Source organism: Acinetobacter sp. CIP 102129 (assembly GCF_000368305.1).
Lineage (GTDB): Bacteria > Pseudomonadota > Gammaproteobacteria > Pseudomonadales > Moraxellaceae > Acinetobacter > Acinetobacter parvus.
The window spans coordinates 498,306-515,777 of the sequence record NZ_KB849340.1 but is presented as its reverse complement, the minus strand read 5'-3'; the positions used below and the strand labels follow the sequence as shown (position 1 = coordinate 515,777).

Genomic DNA, 17,472 nt, shown 5'->3' with positions numbered 1-17,472 from the left:
GCGTATTCTACTCGTTTTTGCTGCAATAGGAAAAATTTTCTGACTCATCAGCCGTATAAGCTGTTTTTACATCTCGAATCAAAATATGCTGGGATAAGCATATTTCAAAAAATCATTCTCTCGGCTAGAAAGAATGTCCATTGCAAGCCATGACATTTATTCGAAGGGTGATCAAATAAGCGCATATAAAACTAAAGCAAGCATTTTTGTTGCTTTCATACACAAAGTCAAGAATAAAGGAAAGGTTTTTCTATAATATTTTTTAGCTGTTGTTTTTTTAGGCTTATTCAAGGTTGTGGTTTAGTCTATTGAAACGTCCATTTATCAAAAATTCATTTTCTTTTTACATAAAACGATGCATTGTAAATTGCATCCTGAATACACTTTGATCGAATATAGACAGAATTCTCTTGGAGAGATCAAACATGAAACCATCTTATTTAAAAACGGGCTTATATACGATTGCTACAACAGCACTGTTGTTTTGTTCAACTCAAAACCATGCTCAACAGTACTACAAATGGGTCGATGCAAATGGATCGACCCACTACACCACCACACCTCCGCCTAAAGGTGCAAAACGTTTAAAAAAAGTTTCAACCTATGGTGGAAATCAGCCGACACAAGCACCAGCCACAACAGCAAATCAGGCCACACAGCAAGCCCAGAATGCTGCGCAACATGTATCACAAGTAGCAAATGTGGCGGTTGAAGCGGCTGCAACAACCTCACCTCCTGCTCAGGTACCATCTGCACCATCACATTCAGACCGATAAAGTAGCCTAAATAGATCAAGGCAGTATCTAACCGCCTTGAAGATAAAATCCCAATCTAAAAACTGACATTTCACCCAGTTTTGCGCTATGCTGTGCAGCAATCTTAATCTTACTTTTTTGTTGTATCGCATATCCCTATGACGACTTCTCACATTGACACCGAATATCAAGCAAGTGCCATTGAGCCCCAAGTTCAACAAGACTGGGACAATCGCAAAGTTTTCAAAGTTGCCGACACTGTAGAGGGTAAACATCGCTATATCCTGTCGATGTTCCCCTACCCAAGTGGCAAACTGCATATGGGGCATGTGCGTAACTACACCATCGGTGATGTGATTAGCCGTTTTTACCGTTTAAAGGGCGAAACAGTGTTACAGCCAATGGGTTGGGATGCGTTTGGTTTGCCTGCTGAAAACGCAGCGATTGCTCATCAAGTTGCACCAGCAAAATGGACTTTTGAAAACATCGCCTACATGCGTGACCAATTAAAAAAATTGGGTTTGTCTGTCGATTGGGATCGTGAATTTGCGACCTGCACACCAGAATACTATCATTGGGAACAATGGTTGTTCGTTCAGCTTTATAAGAAAGGCCTGATCTATCGTAAGCTGTCAACAGTGAACTGGGATCCTGTAGACCAGACTGTGTTGGCCAACGAGCAAGTTGAAAATGGCCGTGGCTGGCGTTCAGGTGCATTGGTGGAAAAACGCGACATCCCAATGTACTACTTCCGCATCACCGACTATGCACAAGAGTTGCTGGATGATCTAGACACCTTGCAGGATGGCTGGCCACAGCAGGTTTTGACCATGCAACGTAACTGGATCGGTCGTTCGACAGGGATGGAAATTACTTTCCTTTCTGCGAATCCTGAAATTTATGCAGATGGCCTAACCGTTTATACAACGCGTGCTGATACCTTAATGGGTGTAACTTATGTTGCTGTTGCAGCAGAACACCCTATGGCACTCAAAGCTGCTGCCCTCCAATTAGAAGCAGGCAATCCTGAATTGGCTGCATTTATTGAAGAATGTCGTATGGGATCAGTGGCAGAGGCTGATCTCGCCACTGCTGAAAAGAAAGGCATGGCAACAGGCTTATGTGTGAAGCATCCAGTGACAGGTGAAGACCTGCCTGTTTGGATTGCGAACTATGTGTTGATGTCATACGGTTCAGGCGCTGTAATGGCAGTTCCTGCACATGACGAGCGCGACTTTGAATTTGCCAACAAATTTAACCTGCCAATCAAGCAAGTCATTGATGCCAAAGGCGCAGATGATGCAGCTTTTTCTGCAACCCAGTGGCAAGAATGGTACGGTTCTAAAGACGGTAAACTAACCAATTCAGGTGAGTTCGACGGTTTAGATTTTCAAGCCGCGTTTGATGCTTTGCTGGCAAAATTAGAACCTCAAAATTTAGCAAATGCGAAGGTTCAATTTCGTTTACGTGACTGGGGTGTATCTCGTCAACGTTACTGGGGTTGCCCAATTCCAATGATTAACTGCGACAGCTGTGGTCAAGTGCCAGTGCCAGAAGATCAATTGCCCGTGGTATTACCGACCGATGTGGTTCCAGATGGTTCTGGTAACCCATTGAATAGGATGCCTGAATTCTATGAAACCAAATGTCCAAGCTGTGGCGGCGATGCGCGTCGTGAAACAGACACCTTGGATACCTTTGTAGAATCATCTTGGTATTATGCGCGTTATGCATCTCCAGACTTTACTGACGGAATGGTTAAACCAGAAGCGGCGCAAAGCTGGCTTCCTGTGAATCAATATATCGGTGGTGTAGAGCACGCAATTTTGCACTTACTTTATGCACGTTTCTTCCATAAGTTGATGCGTGATGAGGGTGTTGTTCAGGGCAACGAACCATTTAGCAACTTGTTGACACAGGGCATGGTTTTGGCAGATACGTTCTACCGTGAAGCTGAAAATGGCAAAAAAACCTGGTTCAACCCTGCCGACATTATTTTAGAAAAAGATGAAAAAGGCCGTGTGCTTTCTGCAAAATACTCAGGTGATGGTCAGGATGTGGTTATCGGTGGACAAGAAAAAATGTCCAAGTCGAAAAACAACGGTATTGATCCACAAGCGATCATCGACCAATACGGCGCAGATACCGCCCGTGTGTTTATGATGTTTGCTGCCCCACCTGACCAGTCTTTGGAATGGTCAGATGCAGGGGTTGAAGGTGCCAACCGCTTCCTAAAACGTGTATGGCGTTTGACTACTGGTTTCTTGGAAAAAGGCAATCAGACGAGTGCAATTGATAGCGCAAATCTTTCTAAAGATGCACAGGATCTACGCCGTAAAACCCATGAAACGATTCAGAAAGTGGGTGATGACATCGAACGTCGTCATGCGTTCAATACTTCTATTGCTGCATTAATGGAATTGTTGAATGCAACCAACAAGTTTGAAGCCAAAGATGATCACGATGTTGCAGTTGAACGTGAAGCAATCACAACATTGCTGACATTACTTGCACCATTTGCACCACATTTAAGCCAGACCTTGTTGGCTCAGTTTGGTATTGATTTAACCTCGGCTGAATTCCCTCAGGTGGACGAGTCAGCCTTGACCCGCAATACGCAAACGATTGTTGTACAGGTGAATGGCAAGCTTCGTGGTAAGCTGGAAGTTGCTGTTGATATTTCCAAAGAAGATTTATTGGCACAGGCAAAAGCCTTGGCAGAAGTTCAGCAATTCCTGACAGGTCCAACCAAGAAAGAAATTGTTGTGCCAAACAAATTGGTGAATTTAGTCGTTTAAACCGTAGGGGCGTATTGTATACGCCCTCATTGTCTATGAGGGATATTTATGCACTTAGCGCAACGTCTCGCTGCTATTGTTTTAACTTTGGGTCTAAGTGCTGGCTTAGTCGGTTGTGGTTTTCATCTTAAGGGAAGCAACCCAGCCGCAATACCATTGGTCTATAATAAACTCACCCTGGTTCTACCTGACAATACCGATGAGCTTGAAAATCGTTTAAGTATCTACCTCAGTGCAACAGGTGTACAGCTCAGTAATGCCAATGATGCCTATGTATTGCGCATTCTGGATTACACCCCTCGCCGCCAGTTGTTGAATGGTAAATTGACAGAGGTGCTACTGCGTTTAACGGTGACTTTTCAGATTGAGGACCATCAGGGCCGCAAGATGACTGAACCACGTACCTTGACTGCCTCACGAAACTATCAATATGATGTGGCAACCGTCAACACTGACAACCAGCAGGAAGCCTATCTCAACCGTATTGTGATTGATGACTTGGCCCAACAATTGACGCGTCAAATTGCCGCAAACCGCTTACCTAAAGCTCAACCCTAAGCTGTCATTATGAAGCTGGATTATGTTCAAGCCCTAAAGCGTGTCCATGAAGCCCGTGGTGCATGGATTATGCACGGTCAGGAACCCCTGCTTGAACAAAACCTGCTGGATGCATTTCGTAAAAGTTGGCAACAGCATGAAGTTGAACGTCAGCGTTATGACATCAGTAGTGTCAATGACTGGAAAAATGTCTTTAATGCGCTGAATAGTTTGTCATTATTTTCACAACAACTGGCGATTGAAGTGCATGGCAATATCAAGCCTGATGCCAACGGTCTAAAACAGCTTAAAAATTATATTCAGCATAATGAACACAACTTACTCCTGATAGTTTTACCCAAACAGGACAGCAGCAGTTTAAAGACAGCCTTTTTTCAGACCGTGGAAGCCAATGGCGTGGTGGTTGCACTCACCGCCACCTATCCACAGGATCGGCAACGTATCCTAGGTATTGAGGCAGAAAAACTAGGGATTCAACTCAATAATGATGCATGGCAATGGCTGATGCAGCACCATGAACATAATTTACTGGCTGCAAAAAACAGCCTGATGCGGGTTGCGGACACATTTCCAGATCTTAAGCAAATTCAGACTGAACAACTGTATGCCTGTTTACAGGATCAATCCCGTTATACCACCTATGACTTGAGTGATGCCTTGTTGGCTGGCAACCTGGCGCAGTCAGTCAAGATTTATCAGTACCTGATTGCGGCTGGCGAGCCTGACAGCCTGATTTTATGGACACTCAGCAAAGAAATGCGCCTATTGATGCAGTTGTTTGAACAGCCACATAATGCCCTACAGCTTGGTATCTGGAATACTAAAGTTTCACAATATCAACAAGCGTTACGGCGTTTAAACCCACGTCAATTTCTGACCTGGTCTGATTTACTGTTGCGTATTGATGCCGCCATTAAAGGCATGTCCAAAGAGAATCCAGAACACCTGATGTTGCAGGCTGTTGGGGAATTGTGTGGAAAAAGACTATTTCCCAACACAACTTAATAATTTGGTGTCCCCTCAATTAAATACTGATCATTTTTTTTGGAGAAATTGAAAGTGAAAGACAAGGTTTCGCTATTATTCAAAGTAATATTTGCATTACATCTTAATAAATAACCTTGTCTTGCTTTTTTCTGCTTTGTTTCAATGATCACGGCTTTTAAATGATATGTTTGAGCATAAGAACTTTCATCAAAAGATTGCTTCATTGAGGTTTTAATACGGTCATTCTGACAATCTTTTAAATCATATTCCGATAAAATCACTACATTCGCAACATTAAGCAGAGAGGTGAATCAGGAAATTTGAACAACAGCTATAAGTGATATTTTGCTCCCCAAATGATGTTATAAACATCGATATACTGCTCATGGATTGATAATGTGATGGTTGAACGGTTATGGAGAAGCGTTAAATATGAAGAGGTGTATCTCAAAGCCTACAGCAATGTTTTGGATGCGAAGAAGCAATTAAACGCATATTTTGAATTTTGTAATTTGAAACGGCCTCATTCGAGTCTGGACAAAATGACTCCAGATGAGTTTTTCTATTCCAGCTACCACAACAAAATAAGGTAGCTTAACTAGAGCAGAATATCACTTATAAATAAGCTTTTAGTTGTTCAAACAAGTGGGACCATCTCTCAAAGTATTTATCAGATTTTTATGGAATAAATCCTCCATAAAATAGCAAATAATTCTCATTATAGATTAAAAACATCCACGCTTTCTTCTCATTTCACTTTTATACTAGCCCAAGTTTCTCATTTTTGACCTGTGGCCATGCAAAAAACAAGTTCTAAAAAAATACCATTCCGTAAAATAATAATAATCGCTATCGGTGTCGCGATTATTGCAGCCGTTGCATGGTTTTTCTTTAAACCTAAAGATCAAGCGCCTCAGTACATTAGTGCCGAAGTCAGCAAAGGTGATATTGAAGATTCAGTGCTGGCAACAGGTGTACTTGAGGCCACCAAAATGGTGAGTGTCGGTGCGCAAGTTTCAGGTCAGGTGAAAAAAATGTATGTGCAGTTGGGCGATCAGGTTAAACAGGGCCGATTGATTGCCCAGATTGACTCCATTCGTCAGGAGAATGAGCTTAAAACCGCCGAAGCCAACATTAAAAACCAACAGGCACAACTGGCAGTGCAACAGGCCAACTTAGCCAAGGTTGAAGCTGAATATAAACGTCAACAGGCAATGTTTAGTCAGGATGCCACCTCACGCGCTGAACTTGAGGCGGCATTGGCAAACTATAAAACGGCACAGGCCCAGATTGCCTCGATTAATGCACAGATTGAACAATCGCGTTTGAGCCTTGCAACCACAAAGGAAAACCTGGGTTATACCCGTATTGTTGCACCGATGGATGGAACCATTGTGGCGATTGTCACGGAAGAAGGCCAGACGGTAAATGCCAATCAGTCTGCACCAACCATTGTGAAGCTGGCAAAACTGGATACCATGACCATCAAGGCACAGATTTCAGAAGCCGATGTGATGAAAGTTGAACAGGGCCAAACCGTTTATTTCACTACATTAGGTAATAGTGATAAAAAACATTATGCAAAACTGCGTCAGGTTGAACCAGCACCAAATTCCATTAATACAGAAACAACCAGTGGCAGTTCATCTTCTTCAAGTTCAGCCGTGTACTACAATGCCCTGTTTGATGTCCCAAATGAAGATGGCAAACTGCGTATTGACATGACTGCACAGGTCTACATTGTGTTAAATGAGGCAAAAAATGTACTGACCATTCCAGCGGCAGCGATCCAAAGCCAGCGTGCAAATCGTAAGGACAGTTCAGCCAATGCTAATAAATCCAGCGATCAGGCGAAAAAATCAGGTGCTGAAACAACCGAGCATCCTAAACGTCTGGATTTAACTGAGGATGACAAGGCCCTGATTGCACAAGGCAAGGCTTCAATGGCAATGGTTCGGGTACTACAGACTGATGGTACAGCCCAGCCGCAACCTGTCCTGATTGGCCTGAACAACCGTGTCACAGCGCAAGTACTTAGAGGTTTGAAGCAAGGCGATCAAGTGGTGATTGCCGATGCCTCAGACAGTTCCAATGATAAGGCAAAACGTAGCAGTCAACGTGTAATGAGAATGTAATATGACCCGAGATCAAATACATTCTTCACAACCATTACTTGAGGTGAGTGACCTCACCCGTGAGTTCCCTGCGGGTGAAGGTACAGTACAAATTCTCAAAGGCATTGATTTAAAAATTTATGCAGGTGAGTTGGTTGCCATTGTTGGACAATCAGGTTCTGGTAAATCCACCCTAATGAATATTCTGGGCTGTCTGGATAAACCAACCGCAGGTAGCTATCAGGTCAATGGTCGAGAAACCCGCCAGTTAGAGCCTGATGAACTGGCACAACTACGCCGTGAATATTTTGGTTTTATTTTCCAGCGTTATCACTTACTCGGTGATTTGAGTGCTTCTGGTAATGTTGAAGTCCCAGCCATTTACGCTGGCGTAGACAGCCAACTTCGCCAACAGCGTTCGGCCGAGCTACTCTCAGAACTCGGACTCGAAGAACGTTTACACCATCGCCCAAGCCAACTTTCAGGTGGTCAACAGCAACGCGTTTCGATCGCCCGTGCCTTGATGAATGGCGGTGATGTGATTCTTGCCGATGAGCCAACAGGTGCATTGGATAAGAATAGTGGTATTGAAGTGATGCGCATTCTGCGTGAGCTGAACGCCAAAGGTCATACTATTATTCTGGTCACACATGATCTTAATGTTGCAAAAAATGCGACTCGTATTATCGAGATCAGTGACGGTAATATTATTTCAGACCGTGCCAATACACCTGAAAATGCAGATTCAGATTTAGAACATCAAACCCTGCAACGCACACCACAAAAGAAAACCTCGGCTTGGCGTTCTTTCTTTGACCGTCTCGGTGAAGCATTCCGTATGGCACTGCTGGCCATGAATGCCCACCGCATGCGGACTTTCCTGACCATGCTTGGGATTATTATCGGGATTGCCTCAGTGGTCTCTGTAGTTGCACTGGGCAATGGTTCGCAAAAGCAGATTCTGGCAAATATCAGCAGTCTCGGCACCAACACTATTACTGTATATCAGGGACGTGGCTTTGGCGATAACTCACGCGCTTCACAAGTCAAAACCCTAGTGCCTGCTGATGCAGAAGCCTTGGCAGAACAACCCTATGTGGATGGAGTCAGTCCATCTGCCAATACCAGTGTGACGCTACGTTACAAAGATACTGAAGCATCGGCAACCGTAAATGGTGTCAGTGCAGATTTCTTCTATGTCCGTGGCATGACATTTAAATCAGGACAGGCTTTTGACAAAAATAGTGTTACTCAGCGTGCCCAAGACGTGGTGATTGATACCAATACGGAAAAAACTTTCTTTGCTGATGGGACCAACCCTGTTGGTCAAGTGTTGTTGTTGGGCAGTGTACCCAGCCGTATTATTGGCGTGATTGATGCTCAACAAGGCTTTATGGGTAACTCTGACAGCTTGAATGTTTACTTGCCTTATTCGACAGTCATGAGCCGTATGTTGGGGCAGTCTAATGTACGCAGCATTATTGTTCGTATCAAAGATGAATATCCAAGTAGTGCCGCTGAAAATGCCATTTTGACTCTACTTGAACAACGTCACGGCGCACAGGACGTATTTACCCAAAACTCCGACAGTATTCGGGAAACCATTCAGCAAACCACAGCCACTATGACCCTGCTGATTTCAGCGATTGCGGTGATTTCTCTGGTGGTCGGTGGTATTGGGGTCATGAACATTATGCTGGTTTCTGTGACCGAACGAACCCAAGAGATTGGCGTACGTATGGCCGTTGGCGCTCGACAAAGTGACATTTTGCAGCAATTTCTGATTGAAGCAATTTTAGTCTGCTTATTGGGTGGTGTGCTGGGTGTGCTGCTTTCTCTGGGTATTGGACAGATCATCGGACACTTCGCCAAAGGCATTATTGAGATGAGCTATTCAACGACATCTATTGTTGCAGCCTTTGTATGTTCGAGTCTGATTGGTATCGTTTTTGGTTTCTTACCAGCACGAAATGCGGCGCAACTCGATCCAGTTGCTGCTTTAGCGAGAGAATAAATTCAAGCCCACTAGGACTGATCAAAAAATATGATACTCGGAAACGTCATCCGCAATTGTTTGAGACAGGACTCCGTTAATAAAGTATTGTTTCTGCGATTCATTAGCTTAAGTGACGGTAGTCAACGAGTTTTGCGGTGAGCAGCGATAGCTGCGCAAGATGGTTGCCCTTGCGGAGCTTCGCTCCTCATCCCGAAAGAAAAGTAGGTCAAGCCGACGGCTTACTCTGTAATACGATGAGAACTCGGCAAGACACCGCCCTGTTTCTATAAAGGACACCTGAAATGAAAAAGCTTAGTCTTGCGTTATGTTTAAGTAGCTCTCTAGTTGGCTGTTCTGCTGTGGTTAAAACACCCTATAACGCACCAACAGTCCAAGTGCCCCAACAGTTCCAGTACGATGCGCAAAAAAATAAGAATGTGAATCTCACTGATCAATGGTGGACACTGTTTAATGATGCCCAACTTAATCAATTGGTCGATCAGGTTCTCGCTAAAAATAGTGATTTAAGCGTTGCAGGGATTACCCTTAAACAAGCTCGTTTACAGGCAGGTTTGGCTGAAAATAAACAAGGCATTCGTACCAGTTCGAGTGTTTCCACAGGTCATAACTATGACCTCCGTTCAGGCGATGGCTCTGACCGTGGTTTATCGACCAGTGTTGGGGTCAGTTATGAACTGGATTTATTCGGTAAATTGATGAATCAAACTGAAGCGAGCCGCTGGGAAGCCTTAGCCAGTGAGCAAGACTTACAAGCCACTGCACAAAGCCTTGTGGGCACAACGGCAAAATTATATTGGCAATTGGGCTATTTGAATGAACGCTACCAAACCATTCAGCAAAACTTAGCTTCTACTCAAAAAATTTATTCATTGGTGCAATCACAATATAAAGCGGGTGCGGTTTCAGGTTTAGATTTAACTCAAGCGGAACAATCGGTGCAAAGCCAAAAAGCAAGTTTAAGCCAAATTGAGCAGCTTCGTGTTGAAGCGCGTACTGCGATTGCTGTATTGCTACATATGCCTGTACAGCAACTGAATATTCAGGAACCCGCACAGTTACCGCGCAATCCCCTACCGAATATCGCGGTTGGACTCCCTGCTGATATTTTATCGCGTCGTCCAGACTTACAAGCTTCTGAATTACGCCTACGCAAAACCTTAGCAAATAAAGATGCGACCAAAGCCAGCTATTATCCATCCATCAATTTAACGGGTAATCTGGGTACTTCCAGCACCTCTTTAACCCAACTGTTAAAGAACCCTGCTTTAACTTTAGGGGCAAGCCTGAGCCTACCTTTTCTTCAATATAATGATATGAAAAAAGATATTGCGATCAGCGAGCTTGAGTATGAAAAAGCCATTACTCAATATCGCCAAACGCTGTACCAAGCTTTTGCTGATGTTGAAAATGCGCTATCCAATCGAACTCAACTCGACCAACAAGTACAGCTGCAACAACGCAATCTTGAGTTAGCAGACAAAACAACACGTTTGACCGAAGTACGTTATCGTAATGGGGCAATTGCATTAAAAAATTTACTGGATGCGCAGGAAACTGCCCGTAATGCACGACTCAGCTTGGTTGAAACTAAGCAGAATCAATACAATGCTTATGTGACTTTGATGCAAGCGTTGGGTGGGAGTCCTGTGAAAGAATTACCTGAACAATAGCATTGAGCGTGCTCTTGTTTTAATGATTATTCCTTTCAACTTCTAGTTAATTTTTAATGGGTTGATCGCTTTTGATTTAATCTCACATTGTTTGTGTGTTGATGCAAATATTGCTATTTTATATGCTTATCAAAATATAGTTACATCCAATAGGATTCAAATTGGTTATATGGCATTTTCATTTTGGTTATGCGGCATAATATGCCGTATAACTGTAGTTAGGCAATCAAAATCGACATTACGGACAATCCTTACATTCATAGGCAATTAAATGAAAAAAATCATTAATATCTCAATAATTATTGCATCAATCCTTGCATTAAGCGCCTGCAACTCTATCCCTTCCATCCCTGAAGTAATTCAAAAGAATCAATGGGAAGGAAAGCCAATTGATGCCGCCATAGCTAAATGGGGGAATCCTTTGATGGCCAAAAATATCAACAATGAAACAACCGATTATATTTGGGATTTTTCTCGCACAAAAAGCATAACTTATGAGTCTGACAGCTATGCTTACTACAATACAGATCGCCCAGGCATGACAACTGGAATCGTATACGACACAAAAAATGTAACCATGAGATGCAAACTAATACTTCGAACAAACAACCAATCAAAACTAATCACAAATTATATACTTGACAAAGATCACAAGTATTCGGGTGCGTGCCAAAACCTATTTTATGGCCAATAAATAAACTCATTTTAAAAAACAAAAAAGACCCTTAAATAGGTCCTGCCTGCCGTTTTCGTTGTGCTTTCACGCACGCTGTTCGGGTAGCCTTCAATCACCGCGCTCGCCTGGGCACCTCGCCTAACATGGCGCTCAAGTCGTTCGCTTCGCTCACTGGGACGGGCTAAAGCCCGCCCCTTAGCTTAATCGTTAGATTACTTTTATGTCACATCTAGAGTCACTTATCGTTGAATACCTTGATTGGCAAGGCTATCTCGTTCGCAGAAATACTAAAGTCGGACGATTGAAGCATGGTGGATGGGAAATGGAACTTGATGTCATAGGCTTCAATCCCCACAGCGGTGATCTTGTTCACTATGAACCATCTGTAGATGCCCATACTTGGGAAACTAGAGAAATGAGATACAAGAAGAAATTTGATGCCGCTAGAAAGCTCATCTTCTTGGAGGTTTTTTCTTGGCTACCGCCAGAAACACCACTACGTCAAATTGCCGTATTCCCATCACACCCGAAAGATAGGCACACTATTGCTGGCGCTCAGATTTTATCCATTGATGAGCTAATGGCAGAGATTCGCTCAAAAATTATTGGGTGTGGCGTCATGAGGAGCAACGCAATATCTGAGAATTATCCACTCCTGCGTGTGCTGCAACTATCGCACTGTGGGTACAACAAAGTAATCTAACAACTCATTTAAGGCGGACGCTTCGCGCCGCCTTAACCCCAACTTTATAATTTGAAGATCTCACAATCTTGAAAAACAAAGCCGCTATAAAAGCGGCTTTATTCAATAATTTAGAGCAAACTAATTATTCATCATCCAACATCGACTGGCTCATACCAACAGTATTAAACCCTGCATCGACATATAAAATTTCACCAGTAATACCCGAAGCCCACGGCGAACAAAGGAATAATGCTGCATTGCCTACTTCTTCTATCGTGACATTACGTTTTAACGGCGCGATTTTTTCATTCACATCCAACATTTTACGGAATGATTTGATACCAGATGCAGCCAAAGTACGAATTGGGCCCGCAGAGATCGCATTCACACGAATCCCCTCTTTACCCAAGCTTAGTGCTAAATAACGAACACCCGCTTCTAAAGATGCTTTTGCCATACCCATCACGTTATAATTTGGCATCACACGCTCAGAACCTTGATAAGTTAGGGTCAATAAACAGCCCTGACGGGCAAGTAACAACGGCTTGGCAGCACGTGCCATTGCCACAAAACTGTAAGCGCTGATGTCATGTGCAATTTTAAAACCCTCACGATCCGTTACGTCGGTAAAGTCACCATCTAGCGTATGTGCAGGTGCAAAACCAATCGAATGCACAACACCATCTAAACCATCCCAGTGTTTTGCTAACTCAACAAAAGTATTGTCAATTTCTGCATCAACCGCAACATCACAAGGAAAAACCAGATTTGAACCAAACTGTGCTGCAAAGTCATCAACACGTTTTTTTAGCTTTTCATTTGGATAGGTAAACGCCAGTTCAGCTCCCTCACGATGCAAGGCAGCCGCAATACCGTAAGCAATAGAGAGTTTACTTGCAATCCCCGCAATTAAAAAACGTTTACCAGCTAAAAGTCCTTGTGACATCTTATTCTCACTCGAAAAATTTTCACCACATCATGCCAACATTCCTGATTTTTCGGAATTGCATAATCCACCTTTTTTACAATCTTGCATAAAAAAATCGCCTTCATATGAAGACGATTTATGTTTTATATCAATTTAAATTTAATCATCACCTTGAATTAGGCTTAATAAGCGCATGAATGAATAGTACATCCACACTAAAGTTGCAAGTAAAGCAATCGCACATACCCATTCAAATGCTTTAGGCGCACGCTGTGCCGCGGCACTCTCAATCAGGTCAAAATCCAGAATCAGGTTGAGTGAGGCAATCACCGCAACAAAGGCGGCAAAACCAATGCCCAGCCAGTTGCTTTCAAAAATATAAGGAATGCTTGAGCCAAATGCCAAGCGTAGAATGATCTGCACCACAAAAACCAGCGCAATGGCAATAGTGGCTGAAATTACAACCGCCTTGAATTTTTCGGTGGCACGGATAATCTGGAATTTATACAGCCCAAATAACACCAGTGTGGTTACAAAAGTGGCAAGCAATGCCTGTAAAGGAACACCAGGGAATTTCAACTGGAAAATAAAGGAGATACCACCTAAGAAAGCTCCCTCAAACAAGGCATAGGGAATCGCCAAAGCTGGTGCGGTATTGGTTTTAAATGTCGTGATCAAGGCCAGAATAAAACTACCCACAGCCCCGACAATCGCGGCCGCATAGGCAATGGACAGGTTTGCAGTGATGGCACAATAGAAAAACAATGCGATACCTAAAACAGCGGCAATCACAGTTAAAAGCACTGACTTCTGAATTGCCCCCTGAATGGTCATTGGCTCAGCCAAATCGCTGTAGGTTTCCACCCGAGTTAAAATAGGATTATGACTTTGCATGTACACCCTCTTTTTATAGTTGGCAATAAAAAACCGAGTTTAAGCGATTTTTTGATCAGGCCCAAATCTTTTATTCACATAAAAAAAGGGGCTTATGCCCCTTAATTTATTTATTCATAATAAAAAAGTATTCACGATAATATTTTAATTCAGCAATCGAATCACGAATATCGTCCATCGCCAAATGTGAGGCATTTTTCTTGAGACCACTCATGATTTCAGGTCTCCAGCGCTTCGCCAGTTCCTTGACTGAAGATACATCCAGATTGCGGTAATGAAAAAACTGTTCCAGTTCAGGCATTAAACGATGCAGGAAACGGCGATCCTGACAAATCGAGTTGCCACACATGGGTGATGATTTTGGATTGACCCATTTTTTCAGAAATTCCAGCGTTTGCTGCTCTACATCCTGAGCGGTGAGTTTACTGCGGCGCACCCGTTCAATCAGTCCCGACTGTCCATGCTGCCTGGTATTCCACTCATCCATTGCGTTCAGGATCAGGTCAGATTGATGTACAGCCAAAACAGGCCCTTCAGCCAGAATATTTAAATGATCATCTGTAATAATGGTTGCGATTTCAATGATCTTGTCGTTATCGGTATCAAGGCCTGTCATTTCCAGGTCGATCCAGATTAATCGTGTATCAGGGGTACTGCTCATGAATGCTGATTCTAAAGTGCTTAAAAACACCAATAGTAGCAAATTAATTACATCTTGGCTGTAATTCCATAGCGGCTTCATGCTATTTTTGCGGTCTTCAACATGTGGATTTTCTGGGATATGAATGGCTTTAATTCGTAAGCGTCGTTTAACCGAGCAACAGCAGCGCCGTATTGAAAAACAGCATAAATCGCGTCAGGATGATATTGACACGTCGCAGGATTTAGATGGGCTGGTTGTTCAGCATTATGGCCGTCAACTCGAAGTACAAGCCCTGTCCATACCTGAACAGCACCCTGAAAAACCACAGGTGGCAGAGGGCGAACCTGAACCATTCTGGAAACCGATTGAACTGGACAGTATTTGGCGCTGTCATACCCGTACCAACCTGGAGTTGCTGGTGACAGGTGACCGTGTGAAATGGCAGGCCGACCCAAATACAGGCCTAGGGATTATCACCGCGATTTATCCAAGACAATCATTATTGACCCGCCCAGACCGCTACCACAAGGTAAAACCCGTTGCCGCCAATATCAGCCTGATTGTGATTGTGTTCGCACCACTGCCAGAACCCGCACCCACACTGATTGACCGTTATCTGGTCGCCTGTGCCGATGCCAACATTCCTGCATTGCTGGTACTGAACAAATCAGACCTGCTCACTGAAAATGACCCAATCCTAACCATGCTCAGTGAATATGAAGCTCTGGGTTATGAAACCCTGATTTGTCATGCAAAAGGTGATTTATCCGCACTTTCAGCACGAATCGACAATGAAACGGTTGCATTTGTTGGTCAGTCAGGCGTGGGTAAAAGCTCATTGATTAACACCATTGTTCCAGATGCGGCACAGAAGACCAATGTCATTTCCGAAAACTCGGCACTGGGACAACACACCACCACCTCAACCCGTTTGATTAAATTTGGAACAAACGGCGCACTGATTGACTCCCCAGGAATCCGTGAATTTGGTCTGTGGCATTTGAGCCTGGAAAAGGTGCGAACAGGTTTTCCTGAGATTGAAACCCATCTGGGCCATTGCCAGTTCCGTAACTGCACCCATAGCCATGAGAAAAATTGTGCCTTAAAACAGGCAGTTGATGCAGGTGAGATTTTACCAAGACGTTTGGACAGCTATCTACGCCTAATGGATGAAATTCAGGAAGCCCAGCAAAAAAGTTAGTTTTCTTGGGTTTTTACCCTTGAACTAACATTTTTGATCACCATAGAGATAAGTTATACTCAGGGTCAATTTTGATTTTAACTTTAGGTGACTTGTGGAACGCTGGTTAGAGTTTATGGGGAACCACCCCTTTTTGTTTGGTACGCTCGGTGTGCTCATCGTGCTGTTCTTCATTTTAGAGGGTCAGCGCAATGGTCGTAAAATTTCACCACAATCACTCGGTATTTTGGTCAAGGCAAAAAATGCCATGCTGATCGATCTACGGGATGCTAAGGATTTCCGTGATGGCCACATCAGTGGCAGCCGCAACATTCCATACAGCCAAATCACAAGCCATGTTGATGAATTAAAAGCAAGTGACCGTCCATTGGTGTTTATTTGCAACCTAGGGCAAGTTGCAGGCTCCGCATTGCAGAAAGTCGGCCATGCCGACAGCTACCGTCTAGATGGTGGTGTCAGCAATTGGAAAGCCCAGGGCTTACCCTTAGTTAAAAGCAAAACCAAAGCTTAAGGAGAAATAAAATGACCGATACAAACGTCACCATTTATTCAACGCTTTCTTGCCCATATTGTGTGAGAGCAAAACAGCTCCTTGAGCGTAAGGGTGTTGCCTATAAGGAAATTAACCTTTCCAATGAGGCGCCTGAAGTTCGTATTGAGTTAATGCAACGTACCAATCACCGTACCGTGCCTCAAATTTTTATCAAAGACCAGTTTATCGGTGGTTTTGACCAACTTTATGCCTTAGAGCGTGAAGGGAAACTCGACCAATTATTAGCTTAACAACACTCCATGATTTAAGGAAAAACAATGAGCGAAGAACAAGTTCAACCACAACTCGCATTAGAACGTATTTACACCAAAGATATTTCTTTTGAAGTTCCAGGCGCACAGGTATTTACCAAGCAGTGGCAGCCAGAACTCAACATCAATTTATCTTCTGCGGCAGAAAAGATTGATCCAAATCATTATGAAGTTTCTTTAAAAGTTGTGGTTCAGGCCACCAATGAAAGTGAGACCGCATTCATTGTTGATGTGACCCAGTCAGGGATTTTCCTGGTTGATGGCGTGGAGGAAGATCGTCTTCCGTACGTTCTGGGTGCTTACTGCCCGAATATCCTGTTCCCGTTCTTGCGTGAAGCAGTGAATGATCTAGTGACCAAGGGTAGCTTTCCACAATTGTTGCTTACCCCAATTAACTTTGATGCTGAATTTGAAGCCAATATGCAGCGTCTACAAGCTGAAGGTGATGCCCAAGGTCAGGCATAACGCTTTAAGCGCGCAAAAAACCACAGCACCTGCTGTGGTTTTTTATTATTTTATAATGAGAACGATATGGATAAGATAAAATGAGCCTGATGTTACCGAACATATCTATACCATCCTCTTTGAAAACATCTATACGGTTGCAGAACAACATGGGCTGGCACTGTTATTAATCTCGAATGAAAACCCTTATTGGATGCTGGTTCCAGATCAGGCTGAACAGATTAATCACCTGATCGAGGCATTTAACCAGACTTTTACGGACGTTGAGCTTTATCAC

The 17,472-nt window shown here is 43.4% G+C and carries 17 protein-coding genes and 1 pseudogene; 14 read left to right on the top strand and 4 right to left on the bottom strand.

The genetic code is table 11. The annotated features are described in order from the left end of the window. Positions 1 to 425: 425 nt before the first annotated feature. The 4 genes from F973_RS06600 to holA all read left to right on the top strand — a co-directional run bounded on the left by F973_RS06600 (position 426) and on the right by holA (position 5,116). Positions 426 to 776, top strand: coding sequence for a DUF4124 domain-containing protein (locus tag F973_RS06600; RefSeq protein ID WP_004760768.1), 351 nt, complete (start codon positions 426 to 428; stop codon positions 774 to 776). Positions 777 to 913: 137 nt separating this feature from the next. Further along, complete coding sequence (gene leuS / locus F973_RS06595; RefSeq protein ID WP_004760767.1) at positions 914 to 3,553, top strand: leucine--tRNA ligase; 2,640 nt, start codon at positions 914 to 916, stop codon at positions 3,551 to 3,553. A gap of 48 nt (positions 3,554 to 3,601) precedes the next feature. Then, a complete protein-coding gene (gene lptE, locus F973_RS06590) occupies positions 3,602 to 4,111 on the top strand; it encodes an LPS-assembly lipoprotein LptE (RefSeq protein ID WP_004760766.1) in 510 nt (169 codons plus the stop codon). Between the two features lie 9 nt (positions 4,112 to 4,120). Beyond that, positions 4,121 to 5,116: a DNA polymerase III subunit delta gene (gene holA, locus F973_RS06585; protein WP_004760765.1), complete on the top strand. Its 996-nt coding sequence runs from the start codon at positions 4,121 to 4,123 to the stop codon at positions 5,114 to 5,116. Here the strand turns inward: holA and F973_RS06580 are convergent. Beyond that, positions 5,113 to 5,379, bottom strand: coding sequence for a hypothetical protein (locus F973_RS06580; RefSeq protein WP_004678417.1), 267 nt, complete (start codon positions 5,377 to 5,379; stop codon positions 5,113 to 5,115). The genes holA and F973_RS06580 overlap by 4 nt on opposite strands. 105 nt (positions 5,380 to 5,484) lie before the next feature. Here F973_RS06580 and F973_RS06575 point away from each other — a divergent pair. The 6 genes and pseudogenes from F973_RS06575 to F973_RS06550 all read left to right on the top strand — a co-directional run. Beyond that, positions 5,485 to 5,696: pseudogene (locus F973_RS06575) on the top strand (integrase core domain-containing protein); the annotation flags it as partial. 199 nt (positions 5,697 to 5,895) lie between these two features. After that, positions 5,896 to 7,233 carry a MacA family efflux pump subunit gene (locus tag F973_RS06570; protein WP_004760764.1) on the top strand — a complete coding sequence of 446 codons (1,338 nt, stop codon included), beginning with the start codon at positions 5,896 to 5,898 and terminating at the stop codon, positions 7,231 to 7,233. A 1-nt stretch (position 7,234) separates the two neighbouring features. Next, on the top strand, positions 7,235 to 9,226 hold the full coding sequence (locus F973_RS06565) for a MacB family efflux pump subunit (protein WP_004760763.1): 1,992 nt from the start codon (positions 7,235 to 7,237) through the stop codon (positions 9,224 to 9,226). 284 nt (positions 9,227 to 9,510) lie between these two features. Beyond that, complete coding sequence (locus tag F973_RS06560) at positions 9,511 to 10,899, top strand: efflux transporter outer membrane subunit (RefSeq protein WP_004760762.1); 1,389 nt, start codon at positions 9,511 to 9,513, stop codon at positions 10,897 to 10,899. Positions 10,900 to 11,170: 271 nt separating this feature from the next. Beyond that, positions 11,171 to 11,593: a hypothetical protein gene (locus tag F973_RS06555; protein ID WP_004760761.1), complete on the top strand. Its 423-nt coding sequence runs from the start codon at positions 11,171 to 11,173 to the stop codon at positions 11,591 to 11,593. 202 nt (positions 11,594 to 11,795) lie between these two features. Continuing rightward, positions 11,796 to 12,278 (top strand): hypothetical protein, encoded by a 483-nt coding sequence (locus F973_RS06550; protein WP_004760759.1) that lies wholly within the window; start codon positions 11,796 to 11,798, stop codon positions 12,276 to 12,278. Between the two features lie 124 nt (positions 12,279 to 12,402). Here the strand turns inward: F973_RS06550 and F973_RS06545 are convergent, their stop codons facing one another. From F973_RS06545 to orn, 3 genes are all read right to left on the bottom strand, one after another. Beyond that, the gene (locus F973_RS06545; protein ID WP_004760758.1) at positions 12,403 to 13,206 is read right to left on the bottom strand and encodes an enoyl-ACP reductase FabI; all 804 of its coding nucleotides are present in this window, start codon (positions 13,204 to 13,206) and stop codon (positions 12,403 to 12,405) included. A gap of 141 nt (positions 13,207 to 13,347) precedes the next feature. After that, positions 13,348 to 14,082 (bottom strand): Bax inhibitor-1/YccA family protein, encoded by a 735-nt coding sequence (locus F973_RS06540; RefSeq protein WP_004760756.1) that lies wholly within the window; start codon positions 14,080 to 14,082, stop codon positions 13,348 to 13,350. Between the two features lie 106 nt (positions 14,083 to 14,188). Next, positions 14,189 to 14,743, bottom strand: coding sequence for an oligoribonuclease (gene orn, locus F973_RS06535; protein ID WP_034432460.1), 555 nt, complete (start codon positions 14,741 to 14,743; stop codon positions 14,189 to 14,191). A gap of 124 nt (positions 14,744 to 14,867) precedes the next feature. Between orn and rsgA the strand changes: the two genes are divergently transcribed. From rsgA to secB, 4 genes are all read left to right on the top strand, one after another. Further along, positions 14,868 to 15,926 (top strand): ribosome small subunit-dependent GTPase A, encoded by a 1,059-nt coding sequence (gene rsgA / locus F973_RS06530; protein ID WP_004760753.1) that lies wholly within the window; start codon positions 14,868 to 14,870, stop codon positions 15,924 to 15,926. A gap of 94 nt (positions 15,927 to 16,020) precedes the next feature. Then, positions 16,021 to 16,437 carry a rhodanese-like domain-containing protein gene (locus tag F973_RS06525; protein ID WP_004760751.1) on the top strand — a complete coding sequence of 139 codons (417 nt, stop codon included), beginning with the start codon at positions 16,021 to 16,023 and terminating at the stop codon, positions 16,435 to 16,437. A gap of 11 nt (positions 16,438 to 16,448) precedes the next feature. After that, positions 16,449 to 16,709 (top strand): glutaredoxin 3, encoded by a 261-nt coding sequence (grxC, locus tag F973_RS06520; protein ID WP_004681801.1) that lies wholly within the window; start codon positions 16,449 to 16,451, stop codon positions 16,707 to 16,709. Between the two features lie 27 nt (positions 16,710 to 16,736). Continuing rightward, positions 16,737 to 17,195 carry a protein-export chaperone SecB gene (gene secB, locus F973_RS06515; protein WP_004681803.1) on the top strand — a complete coding sequence of 153 codons (459 nt, stop codon included), beginning with the start codon at positions 16,737 to 16,739 and terminating at the stop codon, positions 17,193 to 17,195. Positions 17,196 to 17,472: the final 277 nt, after the last annotated feature.

Excerpts from the sequence above, each read along its gene's own strand:
- F973_RS06565 (WP_004760763.1), top strand. The coding sequence starts at position 7,235 with ATGACCCGAGATCAAATACATTCTTCACAACCATTACTTGAGGTGAGT.
- lptE (WP_004760766.1), top strand. The coding sequence starts at position 3,602 with ATGCACTTAGCGCAACGTCTCGCTGCTATTGTTTTAACTTTGGGTCTA.
- rsgA (WP_004760753.1), top strand. The coding sequence starts at position 14,868 with ATGGCTTTAATTCGTAAGCGTCGTTTAACCGAGCAACAGCAGCGCCGT.
- F973_RS06540 (WP_004760756.1), bottom strand. The coding sequence starts at position 14,082 with ATGCAAAGTCATAATCCTATTTTAACTCGGGTGGAAACCTACAGCGAT.
- F973_RS06560 (WP_004760762.1), top strand. The coding sequence starts at position 9,511 with ATGAAAAAGCTTAGTCTTGCGTTATGTTTAAGTAGCTCTCTAGTTGGC.
- holA (WP_004760765.1), top strand. The coding sequence starts at position 4,121 with ATGAAGCTGGATTATGTTCAAGCCCTAAAGCGTGTCCATGAAGCCCGT.
- F973_RS06545 (WP_004760758.1), bottom strand. The coding sequence starts at position 13,206 with ATGTCACAAGGACTTTTAGCTGGTAAACGTTTTTTAATTGCGGGGATT.
- F973_RS06555 (WP_004760761.1), top strand. The coding sequence starts at position 11,171 with ATGAAAAAAATCATTAATATCTCAATAATTATTGCATCAATCCTTGCA.
- orn (WP_034432460.1), bottom strand. The coding sequence starts at position 14,743 with ATGAGCAGTACCCCTGATACACGATTAATCTGGATCGACCTGGAAATG.
- secB (WP_004681803.1), top strand. The coding sequence starts at position 16,737 with ATGAGCGAAGAACAAGTTCAACCACAACTCGCATTAGAACGTATTTAC.
- F973_RS06550 (WP_004760759.1), top strand. The coding sequence starts at position 11,796 with ATGTCACATCTAGAGTCACTTATCGTTGAATACCTTGATTGGCAAGGC.
- F973_RS06600 (WP_004760768.1), top strand. The coding sequence starts at position 426 with ATGAAACCATCTTATTTAAAAACGGGCTTATATACGATTGCTACAACA.
- grxC (WP_004681801.1), top strand. The coding sequence starts at position 16,449 with ATGACCGATACAAACGTCACCATTTATTCAACGCTTTCTTGCCCATAT.
- F973_RS06570 (WP_004760764.1), top strand. The coding sequence starts at position 5,896 with ATGCAAAAAACAAGTTCTAAAAAAATACCATTCCGTAAAATAATAATA.
- leuS (WP_004760767.1), top strand. The coding sequence starts at position 914 with ATGACGACTTCTCACATTGACACCGAATATCAAGCAAGTGCCATTGAG.